This is a genomic window from Helicobacter didelphidarum (assembly GCF_003364195.1).
Lineage (GTDB): Bacteria > Campylobacterota > Campylobacteria > Campylobacterales > Helicobacteraceae > Helicobacter_A > Helicobacter_A didelphidarum.
Genome location: NZ_NXLQ01000011.1, coordinates 20,252 through 36,303, shown reverse-complemented (window position 1 = coordinate 36,303; position 16,052 = coordinate 20,252). Strand labels below are relative to the sequence as shown.

Annotated in this window: 15 protein-coding genes; 6 read left to right on the top strand and 9 right to left on the bottom strand. The window is 32.3% G+C overall.

Annotated elements, in window-relative coordinates:
• Positions 1-672: 672 nt before the first annotated feature.
• The 3 genes from CQA53_RS06030 to flgE all read right to left on the bottom strand — a co-directional run bounded on the left by CQA53_RS06030 (position 673) and on the right by flgE (position 4,757).
• Positions 673-1,848 carry a type II secretion system F family protein gene (locus tag CQA53_RS06030; RefSeq protein WP_115543123.1) on the bottom strand — a complete coding sequence of 392 codons (1,176 nt, stop codon included), beginning with the start codon at positions 1,846-1,848 and terminating at the stop codon, positions 673-675.
• A gap of 332 nt (positions 1,849-2,180) precedes the next feature.
• Complete coding sequence (locus tag CQA53_RS06025) at positions 2,181-2,570, bottom strand: hypothetical protein (protein WP_115543122.1); 390 nt, start codon at positions 2,568-2,570, stop codon at positions 2,181-2,183.
• 30 nt (positions 2,571-2,600) lie between these two features.
• A complete protein-coding gene (flgE, locus tag CQA53_RS06020; protein WP_115543121.1) occupies positions 2,601-4,757 on the bottom strand; it encodes a flagellar hook protein FlgE in 2,157 nt (718 codons plus the stop codon).
• Between the two features lie 192 nt (positions 4,758-4,949).
• Between flgE and CQA53_RS06015 the strand changes: the two genes are divergently transcribed.
• Positions 4,950-5,594: a trimeric intracellular cation channel family protein gene (locus CQA53_RS06015; RefSeq protein ID WP_115543120.1), complete on the top strand. Its 645-nt coding sequence runs from the start codon at positions 4,950-4,952 to the stop codon at positions 5,592-5,594.
• Positions 5,595-5,739: 145 nt separating this feature from the next.
• Here the strand turns inward: CQA53_RS06015 and CQA53_RS06010 are convergent, their stop codons facing one another.
• Both CQA53_RS06010 and CQA53_RS06005 read right to left on the bottom strand, forming a co-directional pair.
• Positions 5,740-5,937, bottom strand: coding sequence for a YqaE/Pmp3 family membrane protein (locus CQA53_RS06010; protein WP_115543119.1), 198 nt, complete (start codon positions 5,935-5,937; stop codon positions 5,740-5,742).
• Positions 5,938-6,225: 288 nt separating this feature from the next.
• A complete protein-coding gene (locus CQA53_RS06005) occupies positions 6,226-6,615 on the bottom strand; it encodes a flagellar protein FlaG (RefSeq protein ID WP_115543118.1) in 390 nt (129 codons plus the stop codon).
• Between the two features lie 221 nt (positions 6,616-6,836).
• Here CQA53_RS06005 and purS point away from each other — a divergent pair, with 221 nt between their 5' ends.
• The 5 genes from purS (at position 6,837) to CQA53_RS05980 (ending at position 12,675) form a co-directional block, all read left to right on the top strand.
• Positions 6,837-7,199: a phosphoribosylformylglycinamidine synthase subunit PurS gene (gene purS, locus CQA53_RS06000; protein ID WP_115543117.1), complete on the top strand. Its 363-nt coding sequence runs from the start codon at positions 6,837-6,839 to the stop codon at positions 7,197-7,199.
• 3 nt (positions 7,200-7,202) lie between these two features.
• Entirely contained in the window at positions 7,203-7,886 is a 684-nt protein-coding gene (purQ, locus tag CQA53_RS05995; protein ID WP_115543116.1) for a phosphoribosylformylglycinamidine synthase subunit PurQ, read from the top strand.
• A gap of 59 nt (positions 7,887-7,945) precedes the next feature.
• On the top strand, positions 7,946-9,433 hold the full coding sequence (locus CQA53_RS05990; protein ID WP_115543115.1) for a tetratricopeptide repeat protein: 1,488 nt from the start codon (positions 7,946-7,948) through the stop codon (positions 9,431-9,433).
• A gap of 170 nt (positions 9,434-9,603) precedes the next feature.
• On the top strand, positions 9,604-11,046 hold the full coding sequence (gene dnaB / locus CQA53_RS05985) for a replicative DNA helicase (RefSeq protein WP_115543114.1): 1,443 nt from the start codon (positions 9,604-9,606) through the stop codon (positions 11,044-11,046).
• A 78-nt stretch (positions 11,047-11,124) separates the two neighbouring features.
• Positions 11,125-12,675, top strand: coding sequence for a CCA tRNA nucleotidyltransferase (locus CQA53_RS05980; protein WP_115543113.1), 1,551 nt, complete (start codon positions 11,125-11,127; stop codon positions 12,673-12,675).
• Between the two features lie 113 nt (positions 12,676-12,788).
• Here CQA53_RS05980 and CQA53_RS05975 read toward each other — a convergent pair whose 3' ends face one another.
• The 4 genes from CQA53_RS05975 to CQA53_RS05960 form a co-directional block, all read right to left on the bottom strand.
• Entirely contained in the window at positions 12,789-13,457 is a 669-nt protein-coding gene (locus CQA53_RS05975) for a glycosyltransferase family 9 protein (RefSeq protein ID WP_115543112.1), read from the bottom strand.
• Positions 13,458-13,624: 167 nt separating this feature from the next.
• The gene (locus CQA53_RS05970) at positions 13,625-13,867 is read right to left on the bottom strand and encodes a hypothetical protein (RefSeq protein WP_115543111.1); all 243 of its coding nucleotides are present in this window, start codon (positions 13,865-13,867) and stop codon (positions 13,625-13,627) included.
• Between the two features lie 47 nt (positions 13,868-13,914).
• Positions 13,915-14,592 (bottom strand): suppressor of fused domain protein, encoded by a 678-nt coding sequence (locus CQA53_RS05965; protein WP_115543110.1) that lies wholly within the window; start codon positions 14,590-14,592, stop codon positions 13,915-13,917.
• A gap of 377 nt (positions 14,593-14,969) precedes the next feature.
• Positions 14,970-15,608, bottom strand: coding sequence for a MarC family protein (locus tag CQA53_RS05960; RefSeq protein WP_115543109.1), 639 nt, complete (start codon positions 15,606-15,608; stop codon positions 14,970-14,972).
• Positions 15,609-16,052: the final 444 nt, after the last annotated feature.

The following is a 16,052-nucleotide window of genomic DNA, read 5'->3' as shown; positions in this document are numbered from 1 at the left end:
CCCCTTTTTTAAAAAAACTTCAACTACATCTATACAATCCTCCATTTTTTGGTTATAAAAACATACCAATAAGATTAAAAGCTTATATAAACTAACAAGAAACTTGAAAGAGAAATAAGCAATAAAACTTTTATTGAAAAAATGATCAATAATTAAAAGTACAGGGATTCTGCTCAAAGAAATTTAATAAAAACCCTAAGTTTTTTTAATTGATATAAGCAAAAGATCCTTTATAGATAAAACAACATTACTTCTTATAGTAATGTTCTTGTTTTCTTTGCCTCAGCTTATTTCCCTGCAAACAAATAAATAATATTTTGATTGATTCTCATATTAAGATTCTGTATCTCTTTTATAGCCCTCGACACTCTCTTACTTTTAATGGACATATTTTTATCATTCAATATGTCTATATCTTTTAGAATCTTTTGTTAATGTGTGTTAGATTCTAAAAGATAGTATATTCATGCAAAGTCTTGGATTTTCTTTAGAGCAATATACATACAAGAAAACTAAGATTCTACAACAAAATAAAGAGTTCTTGTTTAATAGAACAAATACAAAGTATTATCAAATGATAGGTTGTTTCAAAATTAGACTCAGTAACTTTAAATATTGCTTTCAATTTTTTAATAATAAAATATTTTATTTACACAACAATCTCTTCACTACCTATATTGCCACTTCCAGCAATTTCCACATGGGACTTACCACGCTAAAAGCAAGCCATGAAACAAAAAGTCCCATAATAATTGTAGCAATGGGTTCTACAAGTATATTAAGAGTTTGAAGTGTTTGTTTATAACGTTTTTTATAAAATTCTGCATTGATAAAGAGAGCCTTATCAAGTGAGCCACTCTTTTCGCCACTTTTAAGTAGGGCAAGATTGGCGATATTAAGATTAATTTCTTGCAAAGCATAACTCAATGGGTATCCATTGTGGAGAATATGGAATACGCTTGAAAATTTATCTTTTATATACATATTTCCCATAAAATTATTACAATATACCACACTCTTATCAAATGGAACACGGCTTTGTAAAAAATAATGCAATCCTAAAAAATAACGATAAAGTTCATAGTCTAAAACAATTTGATTAAGAATTGGTATTTGAAGGATTATTTTATCTTGAATTGCTTTTTTAGCAAATAGCATTTTTATAACAAAAGTTATCATGAAAATTGATATAAAGATTTCGATGTAATAATTATTAATGAAGCTACTTATTATAAGAATACCCTGTGTGCTTAGAGGAAGTTCTGCGTCAAGCTCCATGTAAATTTGTGCAAATTCTGGAATCACAAATACAGCAATGATAACAAACACACAAAGTAGTGCGAATCCCAAAATACTTGGATATATCAATGCTTTTCTCATAGTATGAGTGAAATCATTTTTTTGTTGCAATTCTGTTGTGCAGAGTTCACAAATTTCTTGCATTTTCCCACTTTTTTCCCCAATCTCAAACAATGCAACAATTAAATCTCCACAAAGATTTGCATGTTGCTTTAATGCTTTAGAGATTGGATCTCCTCCATTAAGTGCGACAAGCATAGAATCAAGAAGCGTAATATTCTCTTTATAATGCAATCCCGATTTAATAGATTCTAAAATAACGAGAATATTTAGTCCCGAGCCAAAACCAAACCCAAGTTGCCAAAAGATATTCATTAGTTCATAATCTCTGCTGTAATTTAAACGCATAAAAATATTAACTTCTTCCACTCTTACAGGCAAAAGATTTTTTGCTTGTAATTTTTTTTCTGCTTCATTGGTATTAGAAGCAAAGAGATATTTGACCCCCTCCCTTTCTATTGACTGGTAAGTGCATTTATATAATTTCATTTTTCTTATCCTAAGAGGCAGTATAATGAATGTAATTTCTTGGAATCTTTATTTGCGACTTTTGAGTCTCCAGATTTTGTATTAATATCTATGGAGTCTCTATTATAGTATCTTTGGGGATTAGAGTTTTTGAGAAATTCTTTATAGATTCTGCAGTAAAGCCTACATAATTACCTATTTTGATAATTGTCGAGAATAAGTTACAATAAATTAATATTGTATAAACTTGTTATTATATGGAACTACATTCAATATAATAATATAGCTCTGGCGGAAGAATTTATCTATACATCTACACAAAAAATATTGCAAAAATTATTTATAAAATATTATCAGCTTTTCCATTCTAGTGGTAAACGTAATACTATGCTAGATTCTGTATTTGGGAAGTCATGACTTGCACGTTGCAATGTTTTTTGGACTTCGCTAACAATCACATCATCTGTTAATCCCTGTGTTTTATTCACAATCTTTACATCTTGTAACATTGCGTTTTGACTATGTATTGCCACACTTGCCACAACGCTTGCACCAGCCTTATTTTCTATCCATTCCTTTGGATAACGAAGGGAATTATTGACAAGATAACGATAAAGTGCAAAATTTTTTATATTTTGACTCACTTCCAAGTTTTTTTGTATGTTGTATGGGAATTTTCCCCATTTTTTCTCTTCAAATTTTGGTGCATCATTACTTGCCAACATTGCTAATATAATATCCATACATTACTCCTTTAATTAAACTATATCAAACTACTGCTTCAAGCTCAAAAGAGTGTTGAGAATCTGATCTGAAGTTGTAATGGCTTTTGAGTTTGCTTGGAAACCTCTTTGCACAACAATAAGCTGTGTCAAAGCACGACTTAAATCCACATTGCTCATCTCAAGCTTAGAGCCACTTACACCGCCTCTTCGTCCTGTGTTTGCAGCACCAACAATTGGTTCACCACTATTTCCTGTTTCAGAGAAAATATTGTTCCCTTCTGCTTGTAATCCCGCACTATTAGCGAAGTTCGCCAATCCAACTTGAGCAAGTGCAAGAGTTTTTCCATTACTAAATGCACCCAATAACGCACCATTAGAATCAAACCTCACATCCATTAAATCACCCGCATTATAACCATTTTGTGCAATATTATAGGTTTCGGAACGTTTATCAACACTTGTTAATCCATCAAAAGTTTTATTTTTACCAAAATTTAACTCTAATCGTTGTGGAGATTCTGATCCATTTTTTGGATCAAATTGCAACATAGGAGGATTCATTCCACCCAAGCTACCATCATTATTGAATGAAACCCTTCCTCCTTCAAAAATATTTGGATTATCGGGGCTTCCACCAATAAATTGTGCTGGTTCCGGAACAATTGCACGGAATACCCACTCTTTTCCACCACTCTTAGTAAATTCAAACCGAATGGTATGTTTAGTGCCTAAGCTATCAAACAAATCTATGCTTGTTGCATGTCTTGCATGGGTAAGCTTACCACTTGCAGTGCTTGAGCCACCTTCAATCAATGAGGCAGTATTTAAAGCACGCATAGCATCTCTTAAGAGAATATTTGTTGTAACTTGTCCTGACCCATACGCACTTGCAGTAATTTGGAGATTATTCACCACACCATCATCATCATCTTTATTCGCTATTTCAAACATACCATAACGATTGAGAGTTACGCTTACACTAGCTGTGCTATCTTTATATTCTTTACCTGGATTTTTAATCATATTTGCATCATATTGCATTAATGCACGCAAATCTTCTGTTGTTTTAAATTGCCCTGTCGTAGAATCTGGATCGTTTGATTTTGTATATCGATAACGGAAAGCAGTAATATCTTTATCGCCTTCTACAAAGTTTGCGAACGCTCCTGTTCCACTTTTTGTAATAACAATATTTTTTGTATTTACATCGCCATCCATTTCATTACGATTTTCAAGTCTTAATTGCCCATTATCAACATATGCTTCAATTCCTGTTTTATCTCTAACGGCATTAATAGCAGAGACTGCTGCAGCGAGTGTGCTTGTGCCTGATAACCCAGAGTCGTTTGTAAAACTTACTTTTTCTCCATTTACAAATACTACACTGGGTTCTTTTGTCGCTACTACGGTGTTAGTAAGCTTGGCGGTGCGATAGCTCATCCAAAAACCTTGATTCTCGCTAAGTGCAAAAGAGTCGCCATCAGCATTAAACAATGCTCCAAAATCTTCTGCCATTTGAGTCAGATTTCCCTTAGAATCATATCTTGGATTCACTCCATCAGCAGCAGTATAAGTTGTAGAATCTAATGCCGACACATTTACTACATCATCAACATGTCTTCCCGCACTAAGATTTGCACGGAGTGTAACCTTACTTGTTGGACGAGCGGGCATAACCATACCAGGATCTACTTGAATGCTTTCAAGTGGTCCTGTATTATCAACTTTGAAAAACTCATTATCTGTCATCATAGAACCAGAACCCTGATCAAGTGGTGGTCTATTCCAACCCTGCACAACATAACCTCCATTTGTTACAAGATTACCTTTTGCATCAAACAAAAATTCACCATCTCTTGTATAGTTTTTTGTTTCACCTCTATCGCGACTAATGATAAAAAACCCATCGCCCTCGATAGCCAAATCTGTTTTTACATCTGTATTCTGTGTATTTCCTTGTGAAAAAACCTTGGTTGTGGCATTAATGCCTACCCCCATACCAACAGAAAAATCATTTTGTCCCCCAAGTCCATTTTTATATGGGGAAGTTGCTATTTGCTTAACTTGCGAAAGCATATCTACAAAAGAAGCTCTCGAGTATTTAAAACCAACAGTATTAACATTGGCAATGTTATTACTCTCAACATCTAATGCAACTTGGTGAGCTTGAAGCCCACTTACACCTGACCATAATGAGCGTAGCATAGAAATCCTTTACAATACAATATTTTACAGCTGTAAAAGCAAATATGATTCCAAAAATACCTTTACAACACATTTCATGAGTTATTTTTTATTCAATTAAAGTAAATATTTAGAAGTATTGCGTAGTAAAAATAATTTTAGGTATAATATATTAAAAATCTGCAATTATAAAAAAATTAAAAAAGGTACAATATGATATTACAAATACTCTATATTGTTGCCATCGTGTCAGAAGCAATCACAGGCACACTTGCTGCTGGTCGCTATCGCATGGATTTATTTGGAGTGTTGCTAATTGCATTAGTAACAGCCATTGGTGGCGGAACGATACGCGATATTATACTTGATATGCATCCAATGACTTGGGTAACTCACCCGGAGTATGTGATTATGTTATGTTTTTGTAGTATGCTTACAACGAAGATTCCATATTTTTTTGCGAGCCTTAATCGTTTATTCTTAATGCTTGATGCCTTAGGCTTAATAGCTTTTAGTATCATTGGAGTAAACAAGGCAATTGAACATATTGAACATGAATTTGGATTTATCATCTGTGTAATATCTGGTGTAATTACTGGGATATCTGGAGGAATAGTGCGTGATATTTTATGCAATAAAATTCCTCTTGTTTTTCAAAAAGAACTTTATGCAAGCGTATCTATTGTTGCATGTATATTATATTATTGCCTTTACTTTTATACGCCCCTGCCAAATGATATTTCCGTAATTATTACGCTTATTTTTGGCTTTGGATTCCGCATGGTTGCCATTCATTACAAACTAAGTCTGCCTGTATTTATTTTTGATGAAAACACAAAGAAAAAAAATGAAAAATGAAAGAAAAAATATTTATGTAATATAATACAAAATAAGATTAATTTTATATTTAGTAAAATATCTTGACAATCAACATCTCTTCATCTAGAAATTTATCAAGTCTTGTCTTTTATAGCACCATAAAGACTATATGTTCTCAATATTTTTAATTTTGACTATTTCGTAAAGCTTCTTCAATCTTTTTGTCGGTTTTGTAATTAGATAAAGCATACACTGCCCATATAGCAGCAGGGACCCAACCTATCAATGTAAGCTGCAAAATCAAACAAAATATTCCTTGAAATGGCTTACCGATAGTAAAAAACACAAACCATGGAATGAAAATAGCCAATATCAAACGCATAAAAACTCCTTGAATTTTAAGTAAGTAGGCTGAGAATAATAGCATAAAATAATAAATATCAATAAAAAAATATTTATCCACTTAATCCCTAATTTATAGTTTTTCCTGGGTTTATACTTAAGGGATATTTTTGCCAACTAAGAATTTCGGAGTTCAGCCAACAAGAACACCAGCAATCATACCAAATACAAATGAGAATTGACAATAAAATACCATTATTTCTTTATATTGCGAATATCTCTTTTGACATTTGGTTAATTTTCGATTAAACCCTCTAAGAATTTGTTATTATACATGTTCATCTAAGATATTACCAACCACATCTCGCATTTTACGCATAAGTTCTATTGCTTCTTGAGATGGAATCTCACGAATAACCCGTTGCCCCGTTGCTTCACGCACTGTTACAACCAATGCCTTAATCTCATCATTATAAGAAAATTGGATATTTGTGCTTGCTTTTTCCATTTCTGCTTGGAGTTTCCGGGACAATGCAATCATTTCCTCGTGCATCTGTCTATCATTTAATTGTTGTTCTTGTTTATTATTTTCTCTATTTTCAGCAGCTTGAGATTGTACAGCCAATCGAGCCTGTGTCTCCCCAGAACCCGAAGCATTGATTAGTGTCATGAGTTGGTTTTGCAATGATGATGACATTGCACTTCCTTGTGTTTCCATCATAGCCTCCTTATAGAATCTAGACTTTATTGAATCTCCAAAATAAAATTTTTGGTAATAATCAAAATATCGACAAAAAACCATTCATTTTTTAGAATATATTTCAAATTTCAATTTTATATTAAAAACCCAACAATGTTTGGTTAAGTTTTTTAAATTTATAAACGATATTTTGAGAAAAAGATTCTATAATTGCGTAAAGCAAATAGTTAAGGACAACAATGTTATATCAAGCAGAGATTGAAGTTTGCACAAGAAATGGTGTATTAAATCCTGAGTCTAAAGCAATTTTGCATGCATTACGGGGGCATGATTTTGCAGTTTTGGACGTCACAATGAATAAAAAATTTTACCTTACTTTAGAATCTGATTCGAAAGATCATGCTTTAAAGGTGCTTAACAAAATTTGTGAGGATTTTTTAGCAAATCCAATTATTCAAGATTATACAATTCACATAAAATCTCAAGTGTCTAATTCATTGCATCAAGATTCTAAAAGCACATTGATAAATGAAAAAACACAATCAGATAAAGCCTCGTATACCACAATCTCTCGTGCAAAGAAAGTACATAAAAAAAGGTAATATATGGTCTCAATACTCTATTTTCCCGGCACAAACTGCCATGAAGATATAGCATATATTTATCAAAAATTGGGCTATACAACACAATTTATATGGCATACACAAACAACATTGCCAGAATCCACGAAATTAGCTATTATTGCTGGTGGCTTCAGCTATGGAGACTATTTGCGTTGTGGGGCTATCGCAGCACAATCAAAGAGTATGGGAGCACTGAAAAAATATGCACAAAATGGTGGTCGTGTGCTTGGTATTTGCAATGGATTTCAAATACTTTGTGAAACAAAATTACTACCAGGTGTATTAATGAGAAACAAAAATCTAAAATTTATTGCCAAAAATACATCGCTCGAGATTATCAACACCGATAATGTCATGCTACAAAACTATACATATAATCAACATATTAAGATTCCAATAGCACATGCTGAAGGCAACTATCAAATAGATAAGAAAGGTTTAGAGTCACTCTATACAAACAATCAAATTTTATTAAAATATAAAAATGATATAAATGGTAGTATAGATAAAATTGCAGGAATATGCAACCAAGAAAAAAATATTTTTGCCCTTATGCCACACCCGGAACGGGCAACTAATTTTAAATCAATCAATACCGTAACCCAAGATAATTCTATGGAAAATATTGTCGGTATAGAAATGCTGAAAACATTGTATAATACATAAGAATTATTTGGCATGTATTTTGCTTGATTTTTATAGAAATTTTATCAAGGAACATAAGTATGAAAAAAAGGATATTTGCAATACTCATTCTTGGATTGTCGCTTGGACTCCATGCGGCTGAAGATGAAGATACTGCTACAAATCAAGGAAGCCCTCAAGGAAAAGCAAGTCAAAATAGTAATCAACAGGGTGCTGGAAATATCGCTAGGGGTCCTATAACCAATGTCCCATCAAATGGTGGATATGATGTAAGAGATCCGCGTTATTATGTTCCGAATCGTGGTGGATATTATCAAAATGTCCCACCTAGTTATTATGTGCCATATCAACCCTATCGCTATGATCCATATGATCCACGAAATTATGAAAGATATTACGATCCATATGATCCACGAAATTATGAGCGGTATTATTATGGAGGTGGATATTATCAGCCTAGACCACAGGTTGCACCTAATTATAATCAAGGTTATGAACCACCAGCATATAATCCACCACCCAACAATCAAGGAGCAAACCATCCAAATCAGAATCAAATGCCAGATTATAACCAATGGTATGATGATAGAAGATCACAAATTCAAATAGCACCAATGCCACCACAAGATGTAGCCATCAGCTATGCACCTAGGATACCTCCTATGCCGTATGCACCGACAAATGTTAATGTAATTCCTCCGAGTTACAATTTCCCGCGTTCTGATAATAGTCCGACGGAAAATGCACTTGCCGACCCAAAAAGCTCTGGAGCAACGCTTAATGCTGGTGTTGAGGCTGCGAGAAAAGGAGACTATAAACAAGCTCTCAGTATGTTTAACACAGCATGCGATCAGGGTAATCCTGCGGGATGCTTTGGTGTTGGTGTCATGTTTATGTATGGGGCGGGAGTGCAAAGCGATACACAGAAAGCAATAAAATATTATCAAAAAGGTTGTGCAGGTGGTGATCCTACTGCATGTGCAAATCTTGGCATGATTTATGATGAGGCCCCAAATATGGGGAATAATAAACAAAAAGCGGCAGAAATGTATATGACTGGTTGTGCAGGTGGTGATGTTGATGCATGCAATAATGTTGGTTGGGCGTATGCAAATGGATCTGGTGTCCCAAAAGATTTAAATAAAGCCCTGCAATACTATCGTTTTGCTTGTGATGCCGGTAGTCAACTTGGTTGTTATAATCTAGGACTACTCAATAATGCAGGAAATGTATATGGAATTAATACTGCGGATATGAATCCTGTTGATTTGAATTTTGTTGCATGTAATGCGGGAGATGTTGTTGGATGTGCAAATCTTGGTTGGATTTATGCACAAGGAGCTGAAGGAGCACCACGCAATTATGGGTTAGCGGCACAATACTTCAATACAGCCTGTATTGGAGGTGTTGCGAGTAGTTGTAACAATTTGGGAGTTCTTTATGAAGAAGGGAAAGGGATTACCCAAAATGCTGGACAAGCACTTGAGATGTATAGTTTGGCATGTGAATCTGGCTTATACAATGGTTGCGACAATTATAAAAATCTAAAGGCAAAACTAGGAAAATAATCCCATAAATGGCTTACAATCACACAAAATTTTTATCGTTGTAACATTTCTTAATATGACTTCAAACATTCTTCTTGAGATCCTCTATTCTAAAAATATCTCTTAAACACAACACAAACAGAGAATCTCCAAGTTTGCAATATTAAATGAATCAATAAAAGGGAAAAATTATGGAAAATGTAATAATTCAAATTGAACGTGTAGTCTTATCGGCTATTCTTTTTAGCCCAGATAAATTCGATGAAGCGTGCAATGTTCTTACACATAGTGATTTTATCCTGCCTCTACATGCTTGCATGTTTCGTGCATGTGAAACGATGATAAAAACAAATATACCAATTACCGTTGAAAGTCTATGTATGGAAATGGGCAAGCACATGCAAGTAAGTCTTGATGATATTGCAATCATTGCAGCAGAATCTCCGATTGCAAACATTGATTTTTATATAAAACAAATAAAAAATGCTGCGATTAACCGTGCATTATTTTCACTAGCAAGCTTTATCCGAGATGAAAGCCTAAAACATGGATCAAGTGCAAAAGAGACATTAGAGCTTGTAGAAAAAAAAATTTATTCTCTTAGTTTACAGGATTATCAAAGTGATTTTAGGGATGCAAAAGAAATTGTATTATCCACCCTACACTTCATAAAAGAAAATAAAGCAAAGGAGGGTGCACTAAAAGGCATTGATACGGGATTTAAAGAACTCAACAATGCAACAACAGGTTTTAATCCCGGAGAACTTATTATTGTAGGAGCAAGACCATCAATGGGAAAAACTGCATTGGCTTTAAGTATGGCACTCAAGATTCTAAGTGGAGATAGGGGCGTTGCACTTTTTAGCCTTGAAATGCCAGCTGAACAACTTATGTTAAGAATGTTTGCGGCAAGAAGTCTTATTCCATTGCAAATTTTGCGTTCAGGAGATTTAGATGATAACGGATTGGAGAAATTGACACAATGTGCTGATGAATTATGCTCTAAATCGCTTTATATTGATGACAATCCAGACCTTACACTTGCAGGGCTTCGATCAAAACTTCGCAAACTTAAGACAAAAGATGATAGTGTAAGTATCGTTATGATTGATTATTTACAACTCATGAGTGGTGTTACCAATAAAGGTATAAATGCACGACATGAGATTATTGCAGAAATTAGTCGTGGGTTAAAAAACCTTGCACGCGAATTAAATATACCCATTGTTGCACTTTCGCAACTTAATCGCACACTTGAAGCAAGAGACGATAAAAGACCAATTTTGTCAGACCTTCGCGAAAGTGGCTCAATTGAACAAGATGCTGATATGATACTTTTTCTATATCGTGATGAAGTATATAAAGAAAGAGAATCAAAACAAGAAGCTAAACGCAAACAAAAACAAGGTGAAGCTATACAAGAAGAAATTTACAAGGCACCAGCAATAGAAGAGGCTGAAATTATTCTCGCAAAAAATAGAAATGGTGAAACCCGCACAATTAAAATAAAATATAATAAAAAATACACTCTATTCCAAGACGAAACAGAAGAAAGAGAAATAAAAATGAGTTTGCAAAATGCTCCGACCTATACTATTAGCGATACAATTGACATAAGCGGTATGCCACTTTAAACTACACCAAAATTCATATGAATGAAAGATTCTCTTTTAAGCTTCATCAAAAAGAATTAAATTTTTATAAGGAATGAAATGCACTCTTATGTCCTTTCATTAAAAATACCAGAGATTCTTAAAGAAATCTTGGTGATATTGGAACAACAAAAATTTGAAGCCTTTATAATTGGAGGTTGTGTACGCGATAGCCTTTTGGGATTAGAACCAAAAGACTGGGACATTACCACAAATGCAACACCATCTCAAATAAGAGAAATTTTTATACACAAAGATTTTTATATATACGAAATTGCACCACAACATGGCACATTAGGACTTTCAAAGATTGGCACTCATCTTGTATTTGAAATTACAACTTATAGAATCGATGGCAAATATAGTGATTGTAGGAGACCAAATGAAATTTTTTTTGCAACTAATCTTAAGATAGATGTGTCACGACGAGATTTTAGTATAAATGCTCTTGCTTGCAATCTTATACATACTAAAATAAAAAAAGAGAAATTAGAATCGCTCGACACATACATACTTCCGAAGAATACACAAGAAGAACAAACACATTCTTGTCCTCAACGCCTTATCCAATTTATAGAATCTATAAACTCAAGATATATTGACACTATGAAATCTACACAAATATATAAAAAATATAAGAACATCAACTTTGTTGAATGTGAAATGTGCCTACATGATTATTTTGGTGGGATAGAAGATCTGGCAAATAAAACTATTGCATGTGTTGGCAATCCATATATACGTTTTCAAGAAGATGCTCTAAGAATTATGCGTTGCATTCGTTTTCACTCAACACTTCCATTTGGATTCTCCATTCATAAAAAAACGTATAATGCTCTTTTTGCCCTTACTCCGTTCCTTAAAAATATTTCTAAGGAGCGTATTTGTGAGGAATTTTCGCGATTAATACTTGGGAGGTATGCCTTTCATACAATGATATATTATCGAAAAATTATTGATTATATTTTTCCTCTTTTTGATTCTTTTGATAAACAAAGATTCTGTCATGTTAGTTTAGCATTACAATATGCACCAAAGATTCTAAGTGTTCGTTTAGCAATTTTGCTTTATCCTTTTTTTAAAGAGAATTTTATAGATAATAAAAGTGTAAAACAATATTATAAAACTTGTGAAATATATTTAAAAACATTACGATTTAGCAAAAAAACCATAAAAGAAACTCTTGACATTATTGCTGTTCCAAATATCTTACCGCACAATAAAATTAAATTAAAAACATTACTTTTTCATCATGGTATAAATACAATAAATAGCTGGTTAGCCTTGCGTATGGCTTTATTTTATGCCAACAAAGATTTAGATGAATCTCTCTTGCAACACCACGAAGAATATGAATTATTTCTGCTTGAATCTATAAATGAATGGATTAGTGTTATTCTTGAAAAAAAAGAGTGTTATTGTTTACATACACTTTTACTTAATGGTAAAGATTTGCTTATGCTTTGCAAAGAAAATGGTGTTACACTCAAGGGAGAAGAAATTGGAAAAATGCTAGAAATTCTTGTATTGCGTGTTATTCATGATAAATGTAAAAATGAAAAAAACCAACTATTACATGAGGCTCAAAAACTTTTGGCAATAAAATCATAAATAATGCATATCTAACACAATCTGTTTTAAGATAAGTTACATAAAGCAGGATTCTGTAATAATATCATTTGTATTTTATACATTCAAACAACCTTTCTATTTCTTATAGAATTTCATATTTCACAAAGTGCATGAATATCTTTAGGAAGAATGGTTTTTGTTGTTATACATTCCTGTAACAAATCAATAGTTTTTTGTATTGCTTCTTCTGTCTCCTCTATGCTAGGTTGTATTTTCTTTAAAACAACATATCGTCTATCCCATGTTGCCCATTTTTTCGTATCATGTTCAGAATAAATACCAATTGTGGGAATACATAAATTTGAAGCGATATGGATTGGACCAGAGCTTGGACTAATGAGACAACTCACTCGTGAAATTATTTCAACAAGATTTAAAATATCATGGTTGTTTTGAAAAATAAGTAAATTTGGTATTGAATCCATTTTTGCTTCTTTGAGATTACACATGAAATTATCATACCCAGATCCATAAGTTACAACTAAAACAAGACATTGGGGCAAATTGCTTATTTTCTTTATAAGCATTAACCACTCCAATGCTCTAAAGGATCGCTGTGCAGAATGACTAAAGGGATTAACCATGATAAGATAAGATTTTGACAAATTAATATTTTCGCTTTTTTGTTCCAATACCTTTATATAATGTTGAAAAAAATCTGAAATAATGCGCTTATTTTCTTTGCCTGTTTTTACACGAGACTTTGTTAGATCTATGGTGTTGATTTTAGAATCATAAAGCTTTGGATTAATCTTTCGCACTAATGCACATAAATTTTCTACTCCATCTTGATTGCGATAATGTGGTAAAAGATATATGGGAACAGTTTTACATTTTTTTGAAAATAAACTTGGTATCTTAGTGCCTGTAATAATACACTTTGCGTTTGTAGATTCTAAAGCTTTAATGGGTTTTCTTCTTGGGTTTGTTAAGATAATATAATCACAACAATATTTATCGATAATCGCTTTCGCCCCCCCCCCCCATCATTTGCAAGATCTCCAATAATTACACTCTCATCAACAAAATCAACATATTGCAAAAAATTGTGCATGAGGGTATTACCAAAAACAATGACTTTACATTGATAGATTGTTTTTAAGAGATAAAGAGATTTGAAAATTCTTATATTATCACCAACAGCATAAAAATGTGCATATCCTACAACCATACTAATATCCTTATTCTACTATATAAAATCATTGAAAAATTTAGTTTCTATACATAATTTTTTGTTCGTTTCATATCGGTTGCAAGATAAGGGTTATCATCTTGCATACGATAAATAAGCTCTTGAATCTTTTTTGTATTTTCTTCTGTTTCTTGATATTGCATAATCCACTCAAGTTCTTTCTGTGTTATCCCAACTAATTGCAAAAATTCAAGTCTGCCATGTGGCGTATCTACACCCGATATTTCGGTGTCATGAGTAACAATAAGTCCAGTGATTGCAGATTCTGTTGTGCGGTCAAGAGATTTCCCATCACCTACAATAAATTGTAATTTCTCCAAATAACTCTCTTGAGTATTTGTAAAAAAAGCAAGATTTGCAAGCATATTAAGTGTCCAAAGAGAATTTTGCAAATTTTCAGCAACAAGCTTAAATGTCATTTCATATCCCCATCCACTCCACTTACCACCAAAAGATTCTTCATTGCAATATAACTCGCTCATACCATAAGTAACGACATGTTGATAACCATATTCTGACATGTAAATGCTATAACCATCAAGATATTGATCTCCCCCTAAATTTGCACGTGTTTTTAAATTTGTAGCATAATGTCGTGGTTTTTGATGAGGGTAAATAATCTTAAAAGCATTATCAATTGCTTCCCATCCAGGAGACCAATCTTCTTGTTCTTGTGCCTTTTTTTTGTATGCTTCTAAATCCACTTTTTATCCTTATATTTTCTAAATGATTTAGTAATTTACACAAAATTATACATTAATTTTACAATTTTTCCCCATAATCTTATATGGTTAATATGCTCGAAAATTCATGATTTATTGAAATATAAGTTTTTAATGATAGAAGATTTTTAACAATAACTCTAATAAATATCTATTATCTATATGTTTAAAATAATAAAAAACAACACCATACATTAAAGAGAATAAATTTATATACAAGAGAAAAAATAATAAATAAATGACTTAATAATTAAGTTTTTTATCCGTAGATTCTAAAATTGTCAAACTTAAAATCTACTGCAAATCCAAACGACACTCATAAATATACCGTAAAATAGAATTATTAATTTCTCTTTTTATTATGTTTGCAAGATTCCCATACCCTTCAATCCTCCAATTATCATACGAGTACCCATAGCAATAATAAAAACTAGTGCGATACGAGAAAAAATATACAACACCAACTTACCTAAAATCATCTCAATCGTTGCTGCATAATGAAAAAGTGCAAACATAAATAAAAAAGCAAGTGTAACAGCACCAATAGCTATCATCATGCTTTTATCTTCTGTAATCACAATAACTGTAGCGAGTGTCCCTGGTCCAACAAGCATAGGAAATGCCATAGGAATAATTGTTTTTCGAAATAAATCTTCAAATCTCAAGCTTTTATAGTTTGAATAGTCCTGCGAAGCTGACGAAAAAAGAAGGTTTTTCATACTCATTACAATGAGTATTAATCCACCTGCTACACGCATATCATCAAGACTTACACGAAATAAATATTTCATAATAAAAGAACCAGAAAGTAAAAATGCCAATACTATACAAAAAGCTGTAAAGACAATATTCCGAAAAAGTTTTTTTCGGAATGGCATTTTTACACCATTTGTCATAGCTATAAACTGTGGGAGATTCCCAAAAGGATTAAGAACAGCAATCACAGCTATTGCCCCAAGTAAAAGGGCGTGTATATCTGATTCTATCTCACTAAACATATAAAATCCTTATTATTTTGTAACACAAAAGCTAAGATATGTAGAAATAAAAGATATAAAAATTCTACATAAATGCCATAATCAAATTATACTTCATTTTCATTATAAAAATATAAAAAGATTTTAGAATCCTGAATGTATTTTATTTTTAGTTTTATCTCCATAAAATACTATAACTTAGAGTAAGAAGTTTTGATAGATTCTAAACATTATTGCATCAACATTAATAAATTACCTTATATAATCAAATATTGCTAAACATAGTCTTAATATCTTAGTTTATTGCAATACAACCACACTTTCACAACAAAACAGCAAACAATTCTAAAACCTATTAAGAACACAACTTAGAATTATTTTTTTATAGTTTATATTTATACACTAAATGTCTAAAAATCATAGGCTTTTAATACCCTTTTAATTCTTAAAGATGAAACTTAAAAA